Origin of the sequence: Novosphingobium sp. 18050 (assembly GCF_902706195.1) — a bacterium.
GTDB lineage: Bacteria > Pseudomonadota > Alphaproteobacteria > Sphingomonadales > Sphingomonadaceae > Novosphingobium.
The window spans coordinates 108,465-124,769 of the sequence record NZ_CACSJO010000013.1; the positions used below are offsets into that span (position 1 = coordinate 108,465).

The 16,305-nt window shown below is 66.3% G+C and carries 17 protein-coding genes; 5 read left to right on the forward strand and 12 right to left on the reverse strand.

Annotation, left to right across the window (positions count from 1 at the left end):
• Window positions 1-46: 46 nt before the first annotated feature.
• Window positions 47-910 carry a pantoate--beta-alanine ligase gene (gene panC, locus GVL61_RS14195; protein WP_159981154.1) on the reverse strand — a complete coding sequence of 288 codons (864 nt, stop codon included), beginning with the start codon at window positions 908-910 and terminating at the stop codon, window positions 47-49.
• Between the two features lie 170 nt (window positions 911-1,080).
• On the opposite strand from panC, the gene GVL61_RS14200 reads away from it, so the two are divergent.
• The 3 genes from GVL61_RS14200 to pgmG are packed head-to-tail and all read left to right on the forward strand — an operon-like array spanning window position 1,081 to window position 3,594.
• Entirely contained in the window at window positions 1,081-1,896 is an 816-nt protein-coding gene (locus GVL61_RS14200) for a division plane positioning ATPase MipZ (RefSeq protein WP_159981157.1), read from the forward strand.
• Complete coding sequence (locus GVL61_RS14205) at window positions 1,893-2,183, forward strand: J domain-containing protein (protein ID WP_159981160.1); 291 nt, start codon at window positions 1,893-1,895, stop codon at window positions 2,181-2,183. Before GVL61_RS14200 ends, GVL61_RS14205 begins: the two co-directional genes overlap by 4 nt.
• A gap of 1 nt (window position 2,184) precedes the next feature.
• Window positions 2,185-3,594: a phosphoglucomutase/phosphomannomutase PgmG gene (gene pgmG, locus GVL61_RS14210; protein ID WP_159981163.1), complete on the forward strand. Its 1,410-nt coding sequence runs from the start codon at window positions 2,185-2,187 to the stop codon at window positions 3,592-3,594.
• Window positions 3,595-3,777: 183 nt separating this feature from the next.
• Here the strand turns inward: pgmG and GVL61_RS14215 are convergent, their stop codons facing one another.
• From GVL61_RS14215 to GVL61_RS14250, 8 genes are all read right to left on the reverse strand, one after another.
• Window positions 3,778-4,527, reverse strand: coding sequence for an SDR family NAD(P)-dependent oxidoreductase (locus GVL61_RS14215; RefSeq protein WP_159981166.1), 750 nt, complete (start codon window positions 4,525-4,527; stop codon window positions 3,778-3,780).
• An 11-nt stretch (window positions 4,528-4,538) separates the two neighbouring features.
• Window positions 4,539-5,429 (reverse strand): aldose 1-epimerase family protein, encoded by an 891-nt coding sequence (locus tag GVL61_RS14220; RefSeq protein WP_159981169.1) that lies wholly within the window; start codon window positions 5,427-5,429, stop codon window positions 4,539-4,541.
• 18 nt (window positions 5,430-5,447) lie between these two features.
• The gene (pheT, locus tag GVL61_RS14225) at window positions 5,448-7,841 is read right to left on the reverse strand and encodes a phenylalanine--tRNA ligase subunit beta (protein WP_159981172.1); all 2,394 of its coding nucleotides are present in this window, start codon (window positions 7,839-7,841) and stop codon (window positions 5,448-5,450) included.
• Window positions 7,842-7,858: 17 nt separating this feature from the next.
• Window positions 7,859-8,974, reverse strand: a complete 1,116-nt coding sequence (pheS, locus tag GVL61_RS14230) for a phenylalanine--tRNA ligase subunit alpha (protein ID WP_159981175.1) — start codon at window positions 8,972-8,974, stop codon at window positions 7,859-7,861.
• Between the two features lie 176 nt (window positions 8,975-9,150).
• Window positions 9,151-9,516, reverse strand: coding sequence for a 50S ribosomal protein L20 (gene rplT, locus GVL61_RS14235; protein ID WP_007687519.1), 366 nt, complete (start codon window positions 9,514-9,516; stop codon window positions 9,151-9,153).
• Between the two features lie 13 nt (window positions 9,517-9,529).
• Window positions 9,530-9,733, reverse strand: a complete 204-nt coding sequence (rpmI, locus tag GVL61_RS14240; RefSeq protein ID WP_007687520.1) for a 50S ribosomal protein L35 — start codon at window positions 9,731-9,733, stop codon at window positions 9,530-9,532.
• A 159-nt stretch (window positions 9,734-9,892) separates the two neighbouring features.
• On the reverse strand, window positions 9,893-10,318 hold the full coding sequence (locus GVL61_RS14245; RefSeq protein ID WP_159981178.1) for a gamma-glutamylcyclotransferase: 426 nt from the start codon (window positions 10,316-10,318) through the stop codon (window positions 9,893-9,895).
• A gap of 4 nt (window positions 10,319-10,322) precedes the next feature.
• Entirely contained in the window at window positions 10,323-11,108 is a 786-nt protein-coding gene (locus tag GVL61_RS14250; RefSeq protein WP_159981181.1) for an inositol monophosphatase family protein, read from the reverse strand.
• Window positions 11,109-11,266: 158 nt separating this feature from the next.
• On the opposite strand from GVL61_RS14250, the gene GVL61_RS14255 reads away from it, so the two are divergent.
• The gene (locus GVL61_RS14255) at window positions 11,267-12,211 is read left to right on the forward strand and encodes a helix-turn-helix domain-containing protein (RefSeq protein WP_159981183.1); all 945 of its coding nucleotides are present in this window, start codon (window positions 11,267-11,269) and stop codon (window positions 12,209-12,211) included.
• Between the two features lie 101 nt (window positions 12,212-12,312).
• Here GVL61_RS14255 and GVL61_RS14260 read toward each other — a convergent pair whose 3' ends face one another.
• Window positions 12,313-13,248, reverse strand: coding sequence for a ribose-phosphate pyrophosphokinase (locus GVL61_RS14260; RefSeq protein WP_043977216.1), 936 nt, complete (start codon window positions 13,246-13,248; stop codon window positions 12,313-12,315).
• Window positions 13,249-13,436: 188 nt separating this feature from the next.
• The gene (gene glpX, locus GVL61_RS14265; RefSeq protein WP_159981186.1) at window positions 13,437-14,417 is read right to left on the reverse strand and encodes a class II fructose-bisphosphatase; all 981 of its coding nucleotides are present in this window, start codon (window positions 14,415-14,417) and stop codon (window positions 13,437-13,439) included.
• A 61-nt stretch (window positions 14,418-14,478) separates the two neighbouring features.
• Between glpX and GVL61_RS14270 the strand changes: the two genes are divergently transcribed.
• Window positions 14,479-14,925, forward strand: a complete 447-nt coding sequence (locus tag GVL61_RS14270) for a hypothetical protein (protein WP_235037695.1) — start codon at window positions 14,479-14,481, stop codon at window positions 14,923-14,925.
• A 51-nt stretch (window positions 14,926-14,976) separates the two neighbouring features.
• Here GVL61_RS14270 and GVL61_RS14275 read toward each other — a convergent pair whose 3' ends face one another.
• On the reverse strand, window positions 14,977-16,284 hold the full coding sequence (locus GVL61_RS14275; RefSeq protein ID WP_159981189.1) for a homoserine dehydrogenase: 1,308 nt from the start codon (window positions 16,282-16,284) through the stop codon (window positions 14,977-14,979).
• Between the last annotated feature and the right edge of the window lie 21 nt (window positions 16,285-16,305).

The window sequence follows — 16,305 nt, forward strand, 5'->3', positions numbered from 1 at the left end:
TTGGCACGAACAAATGACGATGTCTGTGAGAAATTTTCCTGATTGTTCAATTGTTGGCGGGAGTGACGGCCATATTGTCGATGAGCCGGGTGGTGCCGATCCGTGCCGCGACCAGCAAGCGCATCGGCTTGTCGGTGCGCGCATCCAGCAGTTCCAGGTCGGCCGCCTCGCGCAGCTGGGCGTAATCGATCGCATGGAAGCCGCCGGCAAGGATGTCGGCCTCCAGCTTCGCTAGCGTGGCCGGCACTTCGGCTCCGGCTTCAATCGCGGCGATGGCGGCGCGCATGGCGATGGGCAGGGCGACTGCGGCGGCGCGCTGCTCGGGCGAGAGGTAGGCATTGCGCGAGGACAGCGCGAGGCCGTCCGGTTCGCGTACCGTCTCGACGCCCAGGATATTGTCCGCCGCCGGGCGGGTAAGGTCGAGGTCGCGCGCCATGCGGCGGATCACCGCGATCTGCTGCCAGTCCTTCTGGCCGAATAGCGCCACGTCCGGCAGGATCTGGTTGAACAGCTTGCCCACGACCGTGGCGACGCCGTCGAAATGGCCGGGCCGGGCCGCGCCGCAGAGGCCTTCGCTTACCCCGGCGACCGAGACGTTGGAGGCAAAGCCGGCCGGGTACATAGTGTCCACCGTGGGCGCCCACAGCACGTCCACGCCTTCGGCCGCGAGCAGGCCTGCGTCGCGTTCCAGCTGGCGTGGATAGGCGTCCAGGTCCTCGCCTGCGCCGAACTGCAAGGGGTTCACGAAGATCGAGACGACCACGTTCGCGGCATGTTTGCGCGCCTCGCGAACGAGTGTCAGATGCCCTTCATGGAGCGCGCCCATCGTGGGCACCAGGGCGACCGGCCCGGTCTCGCGCAGGTGCTCGATTGCACGGCGTAGTGGATCAAGAGTGTGGATGATTTGCATTGAGCTTCACTGCTCCAGTATGGTGGGCTTCGACCGGCTGGCGCGCCGGCCTTAGCCGCTGCGCGCTTCTGGGGGCAATTGAATTGAGCTGACGGACCGGCCTGGCCGGTCCGGGGTGAATAGAAACGGTCGGTCCCATCGGGGCCGCTAGAAGAAAGCGTAACGGTCCTGTGACAGCGCATCGTATCGTCTTTGCCAATGAGAAGGGCGGGACCGGCAAGTCCACGACTGCCGTCCATGTCGCCATTGCGCTCGCCTATCAGGGGGCCAAAGTAGCGGCAATCGACCTCGATCACCGGCAGCGGACTTTGTACCGATACCTCGAAAATCGCATGGAGACCGAGCGTCGCCGTGATATCTCGCTGCCCGGCGCGCGCTTCGCGGTCTACGACGGTGACGATCTGGGCGAACTCGACGACCTCGCCGAGCAGATCGCCGAGGGCTACGATTTCCTCGTCTTCGACACGCCCGGCCGCGACGATCTCTTCGCCCGCCATGTCGCCACCACGGCCGATACGCTGGTGACCCCGCTGAACGACAGCTTCGTGGACTTCGACCTTCTCGGTCAGGTCGAGAGCGAGACCTTCAAGGTCAAGCGGCTGTCCTTCTATGCCGAGGTCATGTGGGAAGCGCGCAAGAAGCGCGGCCTCAAGACCCTCGCCGAAGGGCGGCGCGAGCTTGACTGGGTGGTGGTGCGCAACCGCGTCCAGCACGTGGAGGCACGCAACATGCGCCGCATCGACGGCGCGCTTCAGGAACTGTCGAAGCGCGCGGGCTTCCGTATCGCCGGCGGCCTGTCCGAGCGCGTGATCTTCCGCGAGCTGTTCCCCTCGGGGCTGACCTTGCTCGACAAGGGCTATCTGGGGGATCTGGGCACCAGCCATCTCGTCGCCCGGCAGGAAGTACGCGGCCTCGTCGCCGGCTTGAACCTTCCCAAGCTCGTGCGCGGGGCAGATGAACCCGCGCTCATCGCCGCCGGCCGATGATCAAGCTGATCTGGCTTGTCGCGCTGGGCTGCATCGTCTGGCGGATGATGAAGGGGCGCTGGCCCTGGCAGGGCAAGGTTGCCGGCAAGGCGGCGCCTTCGTTCGAAGCCGCACAGGCGCGTGCCCTTCTGGGCGTCGCTGCCAATGCCGATCGCCGCGAGATCGTGGAAGCACACCGCCGCCGCATCACCGCCGTCCATCCCGACCGCGGCGGCAGCAACGAACAGGTCCACGAGGCCAACGCCGCGCGCGATGTCCTGCTTGCCCAGCTGCCGGTCGACGTGTGAGGTGAGCCACCGCTTCGATCCGTCGGTGCTGCGCGAATACGATATCCGCGGCGTTGTCGGGCAGACGCTGGGGGAGGCAGACGCTTATGCCATTGGCCGCAGTTTCGGCACCGTGCTGCGCCGGTCCGGCGGGCACCGGCTGGTGGTGGGCCGTGACGGCCGCCTCAGTTCGCCCATGCTGGAACAGGCGCTGGTCGAAGGTCTGACGGCAAGCGGCGTGGACACGGTGCGCATCGGCCTTGCCGCCACGCCGATGCTCTACTTCGCCGAAGTGTCAGCCGAAGATGTGCAGGGCGGCATTCAGGTAACTGGCAGCCACAATCCCGCCGATCACAATGGCTTCAAGATGGTGCTTGGAGGCCGGCCGTTCTTCGGTGCGGATATCCAGCGTCTTGGCGCGATGGCGGCAGCGGGAGACTGGGCTGCCACCGAGCAGGACGAACCCGCTGGGCGCTGCGAACTGCAGGAATTCCTCCCACTCTACGTCGATCGGCTGCTTCAGGGGTTGTCCGGTCTGGATGCAGATCACATCGGCGCCCTGCGCATCGGCTGGGACGCCGGCAACGGCGCTGCCGGACCCGCTCTGGAACTGCTGACTTCGCGGCTGCCGGGCGAACACCATCTGCTTTTCTCCGAAGTGGACGGGCGGTTCCCCAATCACCATCCCGATCCCACGATCGAGGCGAACCTCGCAGACCTGCGCGCGCTCGTCGCGGCGAAGAACCTCGATTTCGGAGTGGCTTTCGATGGCGACGCCGACCGCATCGGGGTTATCGATGCACAGGGCCGAGTGATCGACGCCGACCAACTGGTCATGATCTACGCCCGCGACGTTCTGGCCCGCCACCCGGGAGCCACGATAATCGCGGATGTGAAGGCATCGGGCGCCGTCTACGACACCGTGCGGGCACTGGGCGGGATTGCCGAAATGGCGCCTTCAGGGCATTCCCATATAAAATCCAGAATGAAGGAAACGGGCGCGCTGCTCGGGGGAGAGACGAGCGGCCACATCTTCCTTGGCGACGATTACTACGGTTTCGACGACGGCCTCTACGCCGCCGTGCGCCTGATCGCCGCCAGCGCGAGACTCGGCGCGTCGCTGGCCCAGCTGCGCGATGCGATGCCCGCGATGTGCAACACCCCCGAGATACGCTTCGCCGTCCCGGAAGAGCGAAAGTTCGCGGTGATCGAGGAAGTACACGCGCGGCTGGTCGAAGCCGGCACCGAGGTCAACGCCCTCGACGGGGTAAGGGTGACCTTACCCGATGGCTGGTGGCTGTTGCGGGCGTCCAACACGCAGGCCGCCCTGACTGCCCGCGCGGAAAGCGACACGGTGGAGGGGCTGGCGCGGCTGGTTGCCGAGATTGATCGGCAGTTGGCGTTATCCGGGTTGTCCCGGAGAGAAGTCTGAAGAGTAAGACCTGGGGCCATTGCCCCAGACCCCGGGAATGTCGAGGTCACGCGTGCAGCCTGATTATGCGCCGACGGTGAGTCGGGAGACATGATAGCCTTCGGCAGCAGGGAGCACCCAAGGCGGCTGCACGCACCACAACGACAGTAAGGGGGTCTGGGGCGATGGCCCCAGAATTTCGTCTTACCCTTCTCGTGCCACCTGAAACCCTGCAAACGACTGGTTCACCGGCATCAGTTCCAGCGTGTTGATGTTGACGTGCGCCGGCAGCGTGGCGACCCACAACACGGTCTCGGCAATATCCGCGCCGGTCAGCGGGTTGACGCTGGAATAGAGAGTGTCCGAGGCCTGCTGGTCGCCGCCATTGCGCACGACGGTGAATTCGGTTTCGACCATGCCGGGCTCGATCGAGGTCACGCGCACGCCCGTTCCCGACAGGTCCGAGCGCAGCCCCAGCGCGAACTGGCGTACGAAGGCCTTGGTGCCGCCGTAGACGTTGCCGCCGGTATAAGGGTAGGTCGCCGCCACCGATGACAGCATGACGATCGCGCCTTTGCGCTCGATCAGGCCCGGCAGCAGCTTGTGGGTGAGCGAGGCGAGGGCGACGACATTGGTGTCGATCATCGTCTTCCAATCGGCGATGTCGGCCTTCTGCGCGGGGGAGGCGCCCAGCGCGAGGCCGGCATTGTTCACCAGGCAGTCGATCCCGGCGAAGGCTTCGGGCAGTGCGCCGAGAGCGGCATCGCGGGCGGCTTCGTCGCGCACGTCATAGGGGCAAGCGTGGAAGCGTTCCGCGCCGAATTCATCGGCCAGTGCCTGAAGCCGTTCGGCGCGGCGTCCGGTGCCGACCACGCGCCAGCCGGCGCCGATGAAAGCGCGGGCGCAGGCTTCGCCGATCCCGGAGGTGGCGCCGGTGACGAGTACGGTCTTCATTCTAAACTCCTTCAATCGGCCGAGAGGACGGCCACGTCCATGCGGAAGCTGCGTGCCTCGCCCGCCTGGAGAGAGATCACGCCGGGTTTTTCGCGGTAGTCGCCGGTAAAGCCGAGCGGGTCGGCAATGCCCTGCCAGGGCTCGATGCACAGGTAGGCCGCGCCGGGCTTCTGCCAGATGCCCAGCATCGGCGTGTCGGGGAAGGCGATGGCAAGTTGCGCTGCACCGGCCGCGCCGAAGGTCAGCGAGCGGCTGGCGAGATGGTCCCAGATCAGGGCATCCGCCTCGAACTGCGTGGCCTCGGGGTGCAGGAGATGGCCGTGGACGGGGGTGTGAACGGGTTCGGGCAGGACGAGGCCGGTTTCCTGCTCGATACGGCGGATCGGCTGAGGCTCGCCATGTTCGAAGGCGATCATGTGATCGTCCTTGGCCGCGCCGCCGGGCAGGGGCCAGGCGAAGGCAGGGTGGAAGCCGAAGCTGAAGGGCAGCGCCTCCTCGCCGGGGTTGGTGATGGTGGCTTCCATGTGCAGAGCATAGCCGTCGAGGCGGAAGGCCATTTCGAGGACGAAGGCGAAGGGGTAGACGCTGTGCGTCGCCTCGCTGTCGGCAAGGCGCAGGCGGACGTGGTCCGCGCCGGCTTCGACGATCTCGAACATCGAGCGGCGTGCGAAGCCGTGCTTTGCCAGCGTATATTCGCGCCCGTCGACGCGGTAGCGGTCGCCGTTCAGGGCGCCGACGATCGGGAATAGCAGAGGGGCGTGGCCGGTCCAGAATGCCGGGTCGGCGCTGGTCATGTACTCGCGCCCCTGGCGGTCGGTGAGCGACCACAGCTCGGCCCCGAGCGGGTTGATCCGGGCGGTGAGATCGCCGGAAGAGATGGTCACGAATTCCATGTCAGCCACCGGCGATCTCCTGTCCGTTCAGCCTCGCAACACCGCGCCCAGCTTGGCGGCGGCGGCGGTTACCTTGTCACTGATCGCCTTGAGGTCGTCGTCCTTGTAGCTCTTTTCGAGCGGCTGGAGCGTGACTTCGAGAGCGAGCGACTTCTGGCCTTCGGGAACGCCCTGTCCGCGAAAGTCATCGAACAGGCGGGCCGCGACGATGTTCGCCTTGTCCGCGCCCTGCACCACACGCACCAGATCGGCGGCGGGCAGGCTGGCGGGGACGAGGAAGGCATAGTCGCGCGTCACTGCCTGCAGTGCCGGGGGCGCGTAGGAGGTGCGGGCGAAAGCCGCCGCGCCCTTGCGGCCCGGAATGGCGTCGAGATAGATCTCGGCCAGGGCCACGGGGCCGTCGATGTCGAACTGCTTGGCGATCCTGGGATGCAGCATGCCAAAGCGGGCCAGCACGTTCTTGGGGCCAAGGCGCAGGGTGGCGGACTGGCCGGGGTGGAACTGCGGCCCGGCCTCTCCCATGACCTGGAGCTTGTCGACCGGCGCGCCGGCTTCGGCGAGCAGGGCGACGACTTCGGCCTTGGCGTCATAGGCGTCGAAAGGAGCGGCCTTGCCGGTGGCCCAGCCGCGCGGGGTCTTCTCGCCCGCCAGCACGAGGCCGAGGGCGAGGCGTTCGTCGCTCGCGCCGCCGGCGCCGCGCAGATAGCGGCGGCCGATCTCGAACAGGCGCAGGGCCGATGCACCGCGATCGAGGTTGCGCCGGGCCGCCATCAGCAGGCCGGGCAGCAGCGAGGGGCGCATGGCCTTCATGTCCTCGCTGATCGGGTTGGCAAGAACCCACAGCTCGCCCTCGGCAAAGGTCTGCGCCGGAGCTTCGGGCAGGAACGACCAGGTGACGGCCTCCTGCAGTCCGCGCGCGGCAGCGGCGCGGCGCACGCGGCGCTCAAGCGTCTGCGCGGGCGTGGCGGTGGGCAGGGCGACGCCTTCCGCGCGGGGCAGGGGGACGCTCTCGACCTTGTCGAGGCCGTGGATACGCACGATTTCCTCGACGATGTCGGGCGCGCCGTCGACGTCGGGACGCCAGCCGGGGACGGTGACCGCCCATCCTTCACCCTCAACCACCGAGAAGCCGAGGCTTTCTAGGATGCGCTTCTGCTCGCCGGGATTGACGGTGACGCCGCCCAGCTTCTCGACCAGCGAGGGTTCGAAGTGGACGATCTTCGGCGTGCCCGGCGCGGCGCCTGCGCGCACGACCTCGGACACTTCGCCGCCGCACAGCTTCACAATCAGCCCGGTCAGCAGCGCCATGCCGGTGTCGAGGAACTGCGGGTCGATCCCGCGCTCGAAACGGCCGCGCGCGTCGGAGGTGAGGTTGAGCTTGCGGCCCGTCTTCGCGATGCGGGTCGGATCGAAGTAGGCGATTTCGAGCAGGATGTCGGCGGTGTCATCGCCGCAGCCGGAATGCTGGCCGCCCATGATGCCCGCGATATCGTGAGCGCCCGCGTCGTCGGCGATCACCGTCATCTCGGCGTCCAGGATGTAGGTCTTCTCGTTCAGCGCGACGACCGTTTCGCCCTCGACCGCGCGCCGGGCGACGACGGCGCCGCTCAGCTTTGCAAGGTCATAGGCGTGGGCCGGACGCCCGAAGGCGAGCATGATGAAGTTGGTCGCATCGACCAGCGCAGAAATCGGGCGCTGACCGGCAGACTTCAGCGCATCCTGCAGCCACTGCGGCGAGGGGCCGTTCTTCACGCCCTTGATGACGCGGCCGTAGAAGGCCGGGCAGCCCTCGGCATCTTCGGTGCGCACGTCGACCAGGCAGGGGAAGGTGCCGGGCATGTCCTCGACCGGAAGGGGATTGAGCGTGCCGATGCCAGCCGCCGCAAGATCGCGCGCTATGCCGTAGAGGCCCATGCAGTCCGGGCGGTTGGGCGTGATCGCCACGTCGATGACCGGATCTGCGCCGTGGTACTGCGCGAAAGGCGTGCCGATGGGGGCGTCCTCAGGCAGTTCGATGATGCCGTCGTGGTCCTCGCCCAGCTCCAGTTCGCGGGTGGAGCACATCATGCCGTTCGATTCGACACCGCGAATCGCCGATTTCTTGAGGACCATGCCGTTGGCCGGAACCACCGCGCCGGGCAGGCCCAGCACGCCGATCATGCCGGCGCGCGCATTGGGGGCACCGCACACGACCTGCAGCGGCGCGCCGTCACCCGTATCGACGGAAAGCACCTGCAGCTTGTCCGCATCGGGGTGACGCGCGGCTGTCAGCACCCGGGCGACGCGGAAGCCTTCCAGCTTCTCGGCCGGGTCCTCGATGCCTTCGACTTCGAGGCCGATGGCGTTGAGAGTGGCGGCGATCTGCTCGATCGACGCATCGGTGTCCAGGTACTGCTTCAGCCAGGAGAGCGAGAACTTCATTGTCTATTCCTTTCCGCTCAGACCGGCGTGCCAACGCCGCCCGAAAGGGTCGGCACGTCGAGGGCGGAGAATCCGTAGTGGGAGAGCCAGCGCACATCGCCGTCGAAGAAGGCGCGCAGATCGTCCATGCCGTACTTAAGCATGGCAAGCCGGTCGACGCCGATGCCGAAGGCGAAGCCCTGCCATTCGTCGGGATCGAAATTGCCCGCCGCGATGACGTGGCGGTTGACCATGCCGCTGCCCAGCACTTCCATCCAGGCATGGCCCGGCGCATCGCCCGAACCCCCGACCACGCGGCGGCCCCCGGTGCTGGAATAGCCGACATCGACCTCGATCGAAGGCTCGGTGAAGGGGAAATAGCTGGGGCGCAGGCGCAGGACGATGTCGTCGCGCTCGAAAAACGCCTTGAGGAAGGCTTCCAGCGTCCACTTCAGATGGCCGAGGTGGATGCCCTTGTCGATGACGAGGCCCTCGATCTGGTGGAACATCGGGGTGTGGGTGGCGTCGCTGTCCGAACGGTAGACGCGGCCCGGCGCGACGATGCGCAGCGGGGCGCCGCCCGGATTGGCCTTCGCCGTCTCGATCATCGAGCGGATCTGCACTGGCGAGGTATGGGTGCGCAGCAGCATCTCGCGGCCGGCATCGTTTTTGTCCGGGAAGTAGAAGGTGTCGTGCATCGCGCGCGCCGGGTGGCTTTCCGGCATGTTGAGCGCGGTGAAGTTGTGCCAGTCGTCCTCGATCTCGGGCCCGGTGGCGACGGCGAAGCCGAGGTCGGCGAACACTTCGGCCAGTTCGTCCATCACCTGCGAGATCGGGTGGACGGCGCCGCGCGGCAGCGCCGGGGCGGGGAGCGAGAGGTCGATCGTTTCGGCGGCGAGGCGCGCGTCGAGCGCGGCGGTTTCCAGCGCGTCCTTGCGACCGGCGAGAGCCTCGGTCACGCTTTCACGCAGGCCCTGGATCTTGGGGCCTTCGATCTTGCGTTCCTCGGGGTCGAGCTTGCCCAGGGTCTTGAGCAGGCCGGAGATCGACCCCTGCTTGCCCAGAAATTCGATGCGCAGGGACTCCAGCGTATCGAGATCATGGGCGCCCGCTATCCGCGAGAGCGCCTCCTGGCCGGTTGCTGCATAGTCCACTGGTCGTCCGCCTGCTTGATTAGGGAATATTCGGTGCCGTGCTCCTTAGGGAGAAGGGCCGCGAATCGCAACGGAAGAGGGGAGGATGCGGCAGCGGAAAGCTCAGACGCGAAAAGGGCGCGGACAGCATATGCCATCCGCGCCCTTTCATCACGCTGCAAGCGCGAGCGGCGTTGTTACGCCGCTGCGGGCAGTGCTGCCTTCGCCTGAGCGATGACGGTGCTGAACACGCCGCCTTCGTTCATGGCAAGATCAGCCATGGTCTTGCGGTCCAGTTCGATCCCGGCCAGCTTGGTGCCGTGGATGAACTGCGAGTATGTCAGGCCTTCAGCGCGGACAGCCGCGTTGATGCGCTGGATCCAGAGAGCGCGGAACGTGCGCTTCTTGATCTTGCGGTCGCGATACGCATACTGGCCAGCCTTTTCGACGGCCTGGCGTGCGACGCGGATCGTGTTCTTGCGGCGGCCACGGTAGCCCTTGGCCTGCTCGAGAATACGCTTGTGCTTGGCGCGGGTGGTTACACCCCTTTTGATACGGCTCATCGGTTAGTACTCCTCAGTTGAGCCCGTAGGGCGCCCACTTCTTGATCGTCTTCGCATCGGCGTCAGAAATGACGTCGGTACGGCGATTCTGGCGGATGTACTTACCGTTGTGGTTCATCAGGCGGTGGCGCTTGCCGGCCACGCCATGCTTGACCTTGCCGGTGGCGGTGAGGCGGAAGCGCTTCTTAACGCCGCTCTTGGTCTTCAGTTTGGGCATTTGCGTCTCCTTTGTCAGGGACACGTCCCGTCGGCCATGGCAGCCCTTTTCGCCAGGCCGACCCGCGAATCTCTTCGAAAAGATTCATCCGTGTCGATTGAAGCGCCGGCCCTTAGTGGGGACCACGGCGAAAGGCAAGCGCTGTACGCACCGGGCGGCCTATGAGGCGGAGAAAGCCTTGCGGCGGCCGGTGCGCAGCCAATCGAGGAAGTCGCCGCCGGGGATCAGCGGGGCGCCGGGCGGTAACGCGGCGCGCCAGAGATAGACCTGAGCAGAGACTTCGCCCCCGGATGCGGTTTGCGCTTCAACCACCACGCGGCGGTACTCAGCGCCTTCATAGCGGTCGAGCAGCGCCAGGTCGCCCGCCTCCAGCCGCAGCATGCACAATGTGCCGCGTACAACCTCACTGTCCCATGCAGGCACCAGTGCCGGAAACCAGCCGCTGCCGCCCTGAATTCCGTATAGGCGTCCGGGCATCGTCGCCGGCTCGCTGCGGAGCAGGCGCGGGGTCAGCCAGTCGCTCATCTGCGTTCCCGCATGAGGTTGCAGGGTTCCGTAGACGAACAGCGGCAGGGGACGCGTCATGCTCTCAGTGGTGATGGCACGCCATCGCTTCGACCACGTCCTCCAGCCGCGCCGGATCGCCGATCGCGAGGACGTGGCCGTCCGATTCAATGTTGAGCGGCTCGCCGTTCCAGTCGCACATGGTGCCGCCGGCGCCTTCGACGACGGGGACCAGCGCCGCCCAGTCGTGCAGTTTGAGGCCCGCTTCGCAGACGAGATCGATGTGGCCGCTGGCGAGGAGGCCGTAGTTGTAGCAGTCGCCGCCCATCATCATGCGCTTGTGGTCGGTCTTGGCCGCCAGTGCCATGAAGTGCTCGCCCTCGTGCTCGTCGAAGTATTGCGGGCCGGTAGTGGCCAGCATCATTTCGGAAAGTTCGCGGCAGGGGCGGGTGCGGACCTCGCGGCCGTTGAAGGTGGTGGCATAGCCGCTGGCGCCGACCCAGCGTTCCCGCAGGATCGGCTGGTCGATAATGCCCAGCACGGGCCAGCCATCGACCAGCAGCGCGATCAGGGTGCCGAAGATCGGACGCCCGCCGATGAACGAGACGGTGCCGTCGATCGGATCGAGCACCCAGGTCCGGTTCGAGGCGCCTTCATCGGTGCCGAATTCCTCGCCGATGATGGTGTCGGGGGGGACCTCTGCCTTGAGGATGCGGCGCATGGCCTCCTCGGCGGCGCGGTCCGCCACCGTTACGGGCGAGGCGTCCGGTTTGCGCTCGGCGCCGATGCCAGTGCGGAAGTGGGGGCGAATCGCCTCTCCCGCCGCATCGGCAAGGCGGAGGGCAAGGGCGATGTCCTGTTCGATCTTCATGGCGCTGCTGTGCCTTCCCGGCGCCCGTGTGGTCAAGGTTACAGGTTTGAAACCGACAGACCTGTAAAATTATAACAGGGCGGGTGGATTTTCCCGCATTGCCGCGCCTTTGCGGCGCCAGTATCGCTGTGGTCGGGTATTCGCAGCTAGAAGTGGGCATGCAGCGTAAGAACCGTCCTGCGGTAGATTCTACAATCGCGCCGCAACAGGGCATCACAAGGGACGGGCAACCCCTGTCGTACAACCGAGCACCGGCGCCGGACCTGGCCCCTTGGATCGCGCGTTTGTACGTCACGGTAGTTCAGGCGCCGGTTGACTACACGCTATCGTGCGGGCTGTTCAACGACACTGCCTGCATTCGTGTCCAACTGGCCGGTGAATGGACTGCCGAAACCGCAACCGGGACGGAGCGTTATGGGCGGGCGGCGATCTTCTTGGGCCCGCAGTCGCGCCGGATGCCGGTTTCCGTCACCGGCAGCTTCACCAGCATTGGCATGGCGATCCGCCCCGGGGCCTGCACTGCGCTGCAAGGGCCGCGCGTGGGAGACTTCGTCGACCGGCTGGTGCCCTCGGGCGTTGTCGCCACGCCTTCGGACCGGATGCTGGAGCTGTTCGCCCCCGATGCCTCTCCCGAAGAATGGCTGGAATCGCTGGAAGGGCTGCTGCGCAAGCGGGTGGAGCATCTGGGCGGCAGCCTGCCCGATCCCATCTCGTCGCGATTTGAAGAGATCACCTTTCGCGATCCCGGTATGTCGGTCAGCGATGCGGCGGTCGAATGCGGGGTGGAGCGGCGCAAGCTGGAGCGTGTGGTCAGCCGCGACTTCGGCATGGCGCCCAAGCAGGTGCTGCGCCGCGCCCGCGCGCTCGACATGGCAAGCCACCTGCGCGGGGTAGCCGATGCACGTGAGGGGGACGAGATTGCCCTGCGCTATTACGACGAGAGCCACCTCATCCACGAATTCACGGAGCTGTTCGGCATGTCGCCGCGGCAGTTCGTCAAGACGCCGCAGCCGATCCTGACGCTGGCGCTGGAATCGCGCCAGGCCCGCCGACTGGAGGCGCTGCACCGGATAGAGCCAGGTCAGATTCGGCCTTGGGAGTGACGGAGGCCTCGGTCTTGCAAACGAAGAAACCCAGAGCAGCGTAAACTGCCCTGGGTTCTGAAGGTGGTTTCTTGCGGGCAGAAAAGTCTCCCCGCCCTACCTCAGTCGAAGAGGCTGGAAACCGAGCTTTCGTCAGCGATGCGGCGGATGGCTTCGCCGATCAGCGGCGCGATGGTCAGGATGCGGACCTTGTCCGAATCCTTCGCAGCGTCGGTGGCCTGGATCGAATCGGTGATCACCAGTTCCTTGAGCGCCGAATTGGTCACGCGTGAAACGGCGGCGCCCGACAGGACGCCGTGGGTGATGTAGGCGGTGACGCTGGCGGCGCCCTCGTTCATCAGGGCCTGCGCGGCGTTGCACAGGGTGCCGCCCGAATCGATGATGTCGTCGATCAGGATGCAGGCGCGGCCCTTGACGTCGCCGATGATGTTCATGACTTCCGACTGGCCGGGACGGTCACGGCGCTTGTCGACGATCGACAGCGGTGCGTTGTCGAGGCGCTTGGCCAGCGCGCGGGCGCGGACCACGCCGCCGACGTCAGGCGAAACCACCATCAGCGACTGGTCGCCGTAGCGGGCCTGGATGTCGGCCGCCATGACGGGGGCTGCGAACAGGTTGTCGGTCGGAATGTCGAAGAAGCCCTGGATCTGGCCTGCGTGCAGGTCGACGGAGAGCACGCGATCGGCGCCGGCTTCGGTCATCAGGTTGGCGACCAGCTTGGCCGAGATCGGGGTGCGCGGGCCGGGCTTGCGGTCCTGGCGGGCGTAGCCGAAGTAGGGCACCACGGCGGTGATGCGGCGGGCAGATGCACGGCGCAGCGCGTCGATGCCGATCAGCAGTTCCATCAGGTTGTCATTGACGGGGTAGCTGGTGGGCTGGACGACGAAGACGTCCTCACCGCGCACGTTCTCGTGAATCTCGACGAAGATTTCCTCGTCGGCGAAGCGGCGCACGCTGGCATCGGTGAGCGGCAGCTCGAGATAAGCCGCGATAGCGCGAGCGAGCGGCAGGTTGCTGTTGCCGGACATGATCTTCATGGCGAATCCCCGTGACGGTTCCTGGACGGACGGTCGATGGCGCCCGCCCTGTAGTGATGCGTCATGCGATTGCAATAGTCGGAGACGGTTTTTCACCGCCCGGCGGCAGGGCCTGCAAAGGCGAAAGGCCGGACCCGGGATACCCCGAATCCGGCCTTTCGCGTTTCCTGCCAGTAGCTTGGCATCGATCAGATGCGGTGTTCGCCCCTGATCCAGCGTACTGTGCCCGAACTGGCGCGCATCACCACGCTCTCGGTCGTCATCTTGCCGCCCTTGCGGTGCTTGACGCCCTGCAGCAGCGACCCGCTGGTCACGCCGGTCGCCGCGAAGATGCAGTCGCCCTTGGCGAGGTCTTCCAGTTTGTAGATCTTGTTCAGGTCCTCGATGCCCCACTTGCGGGCGCGAAGGCGCTCGTCCTCGTTGCGGAACAGCAGGCGGCCGTTGAACTGGCCGCCCACGCAGCGCAGCGCCGCTGCGGCCAGCACGCCCTCGGGGGCGCCGCCCGAGCCCATGTACATGTCGATCGTAGTGTCCTCGTCGGTCACCGCGATCACGCCGGCGACATCGCCGTCACCGATCAGCACGACGCCGCAGCCGATGCTGCGCAGCTCGGCGATCAGCGCGTCGTGACGCGGGCGGTCGAGCACGCAGACGATGATATCGGAAGGCTTCACGCCCTTGGCCGCCGCCACCGCCGTCACGTTTTCGGTCGGGGTCTTGCCCAGGTCGATGATCCCGTCGGGGTAGCCTGGCCCGACCGCCAGTTTGTCCATGTAGACGTCGGGCGCGTTGAGCAGGCCGCCTTCTTCCGCCGCCGCCAGCACCGCCATCGAATTGGGGCCGGCCTTGGCGGTTATGGTGGTGCCTTCCAGCGGATCGAGGGCGATGTCGATCTTGGGGCCCGTGCCCGGCGCACCGCCGACTTTCTCGCCGATGAAGAGCATCGGCGCTTCGTCGCGTTCCCCCTCGCCAATCACGACCGTACCGTCCATATAGAGTTCGTCGAAGGCCTTGCGCATCGCTTCGACGGCGGCATGATCGGCCGCCTTCTCGTCTCCGCGACCGATGAGGTAGGACGCGGCAATGGCCGCGGCCTCTGTGACGCGCACCATTTCCAGGACGAGAACCCGGTCGAGTACCTTGCTTGCGGGGGTCGTGTTTTCGGGCATGTTCACTCCGGAGTAATCCAGGGAGGAAAAGGTTCGGATCGCTTAGACAGAGGAATTTGAGTTGTCGAGAAGCTGGATTTACCTTTTTGCAATCGCGACCGTAGCCCCCGTTCCGGCGATTGCGCAGACGGCTTCCGCAGGGCCCGCCGATGCGGACCGGGCACTTGCCGAAAAGATGTTGGGCGCCGGCGGTCGGATAACCCCGGACAAGACGCGCAACAAATGCGCCAACCCCACGCGCCAGAACGAAATCGTGGTCTGCGCGCCGGATCAGGACCAGTTCCGGATGCCGTCCACGGCTGAATCCGACCCCACGTCGCAGCAGGCGCTCGACGATGGCAGGCTGCATACCCCCGACGTTGCCGGTGGCGGCATCTTCAAGGGCAAGGCTACGGCCACGTTCGGCTCGGTGGAGCAGCCCTACATCATCGACCTGTCGACGATCCCGATGGCCCCGGCGGGTTCGGACGCGGACAAGATCGCCAAGGGCGAAATCCGGGCTCCCTGATTACGGGCCTTTCCTGTCCTCCCCGCAGGTGGGGAGGACAGGCTCAAGTCCTCAGGCGCCGATGATCTGCATCACCAGCGGCCGTCCGGCTAGGCTGTCGGACCCGTCAAGGATGCGCATGGCCTCGGTGACGGCGCTTTCGGGGCCTGGGTGCGTGACGACGGCGAGGATCACTTCGCCGTCCTGGTCCGGGTCGCCCTTCTGGATCAGGCTCTCGATCGAAACGCCCGCATCGCGCATGGCGGCAGTGATATCCGCGAGCACGCCCGGACGGTCGGGCACGGTGAAGCGGATGTACGAACTGCCCATGCGGTGACCGGACGAAGCCGGCTCCATCGCTTCCAGTTCGGCGGCAGGCATCGCGAACGCGGGGCCCTTCTCGCCTTTGGCGATGTCGATGATGTCGGCAACGACCGCGCTGGCGGTCGGCCCGTCACCGGCGCCGGCGCCCTGGAACAGCAGGCGGCCCATGAAATTGCCCTCGGCGACGACCGCGTTGGTCGCTCCGTCGACATGGGCAAGCGGGTGGTCGATCGGTACCAGATGCGGACGCACGCGCTGGAACAGGCGAGGGCTGCCATTGGAGCCATCGATCCCGGCCATGCCGATCAGGCGGATGACGTAGCCCAGTGCGCGGGCCTGCTCGATGTCGGCGGCCTTCACGCGGCTGATGCCCATCGTCTCTACCGCATCGAAGCGCAGGCGCGTTCCGAAGGCGATGGCAGCAAGGATCGACAGCTTGTGGGCCGCGTCGATTCCCTCGATGTCGAAGGTCGGGTCGGCCTCGGCATAGCCCATGCGCTGCGCATCGGCGAGCACATCTGCGAAATCGCGGCCCGTGTCCTCCATGGTGGAGAGGATGTAGTTGCAGGTGCCGTTGAGAATTCCGTAGACCCGCTCAATGGCATTGGCGGCCGCGCCTTCGCTCAGCCCCTTGATGACAGGGATGCCGCCGGCCACTGCCGCCTCAAATTTGAGCGCGACGCCGGCTGCCTCGGCCGCAGCGGCGAGTTCCAGCCCGTGGTGTGCGATCATCGCCTTGTTGGCGGTGACCAGGCCCTTGCCGCCCGCAATCGCATTGCGGGCCAGCGCCAGAGCCGGGCCATCAGAGCCGCCGACCATCTCCACCACCACGTCGACATCGGCGCGTGCGGCGAGGGCGGCAGTGTCGTCCTCCCAGTCGTAGCGCGAGAGGTCGACGCCGCGATCCTTGGTGCGGTCGCGCGCGCTGACCGCCGCGATGCGGATCGGACGGCGGGCGCGGCGGGCAATCAGCTCCGCGTTGGTCTCGATGAGGCGGACTACGCCACTGCCGACGGTTCCCAGTCCGGCAAGCGCGATATTGAGCGGTTCGACCATGCAAGCTCCTTTTCGGGAGCG

Excerpts from the sequence above, each read along its gene's own strand:
- panC (WP_159981154.1), bottom strand. The coding sequence starts at position 910 with ATGCAAATCATCCACACTCTTGATCCACTACGCCGTGCAATCGAGCAC.
- GVL61_RS14205 (WP_159981160.1), top strand. The coding sequence starts at position 1,893 with ATGATCAAGCTGATCTGGCTTGTCGCGCTGGGCTGCATCGTCTGGCGG.
- GVL61_RS14215 (WP_159981166.1), bottom strand. The coding sequence starts at position 4,527 with ATGAAGACCGTACTCGTCACCGGCGCCACCTCCGGGATCGGCGAAGCC.
- pheT (WP_159981172.1), bottom strand. The coding sequence starts at position 7,841 with ATGAAGTTCTCGCTCTCCTGGCTGAAGCAGTACCTGGACACCGATGCG.
- rplT (WP_007687519.1), bottom strand. The coding sequence starts at position 9,516 with ATGAGCCGTATCAAAAGGGGTGTAACCACCCGCGCCAAGCACAAGCGT.
- rpmI (WP_007687520.1), bottom strand. The coding sequence starts at position 9,733 with ATGCCCAAACTGAAGACCAAGAGCGGCGTTAAGAAGCGCTTCCGCCTC.
- GVL61_RS14245 (WP_159981178.1), bottom strand. The coding sequence starts at position 10,318 with ATGACGCGTCCCCTGCCGCTGTTCGTCTACGGAACCCTGCAACCTCAT.
- GVL61_RS14250 (WP_159981181.1), bottom strand. The coding sequence starts at position 11,108 with ATGAAGATCGAACAGGACATCGCCCTTGCCCTCCGCCTTGCCGATGCG.
- GVL61_RS14255 (WP_159981183.1), top strand. The coding sequence starts at position 11,267 with ATGCAGCGTAAGAACCGTCCTGCGGTAGATTCTACAATCGCGCCGCAA.
- GVL61_RS14260 (WP_043977216.1), bottom strand. The coding sequence starts at position 13,248 with ATGAAGATCATGTCCGGCAACAGCAACCTGCCGCTCGCTCGCGCTATC.
- glpX (WP_159981186.1), bottom strand. The coding sequence starts at position 14,417 with ATGCCCGAAAACACGACCCCCGCAAGCAAGGTACTCGACCGGGTTCTC.
- GVL61_RS14275 (WP_159981189.1), bottom strand. The coding sequence starts at position 16,284 with ATGGTCGAACCGCTCAATATCGCGCTTGCCGGACTGGGAACCGTCGGC.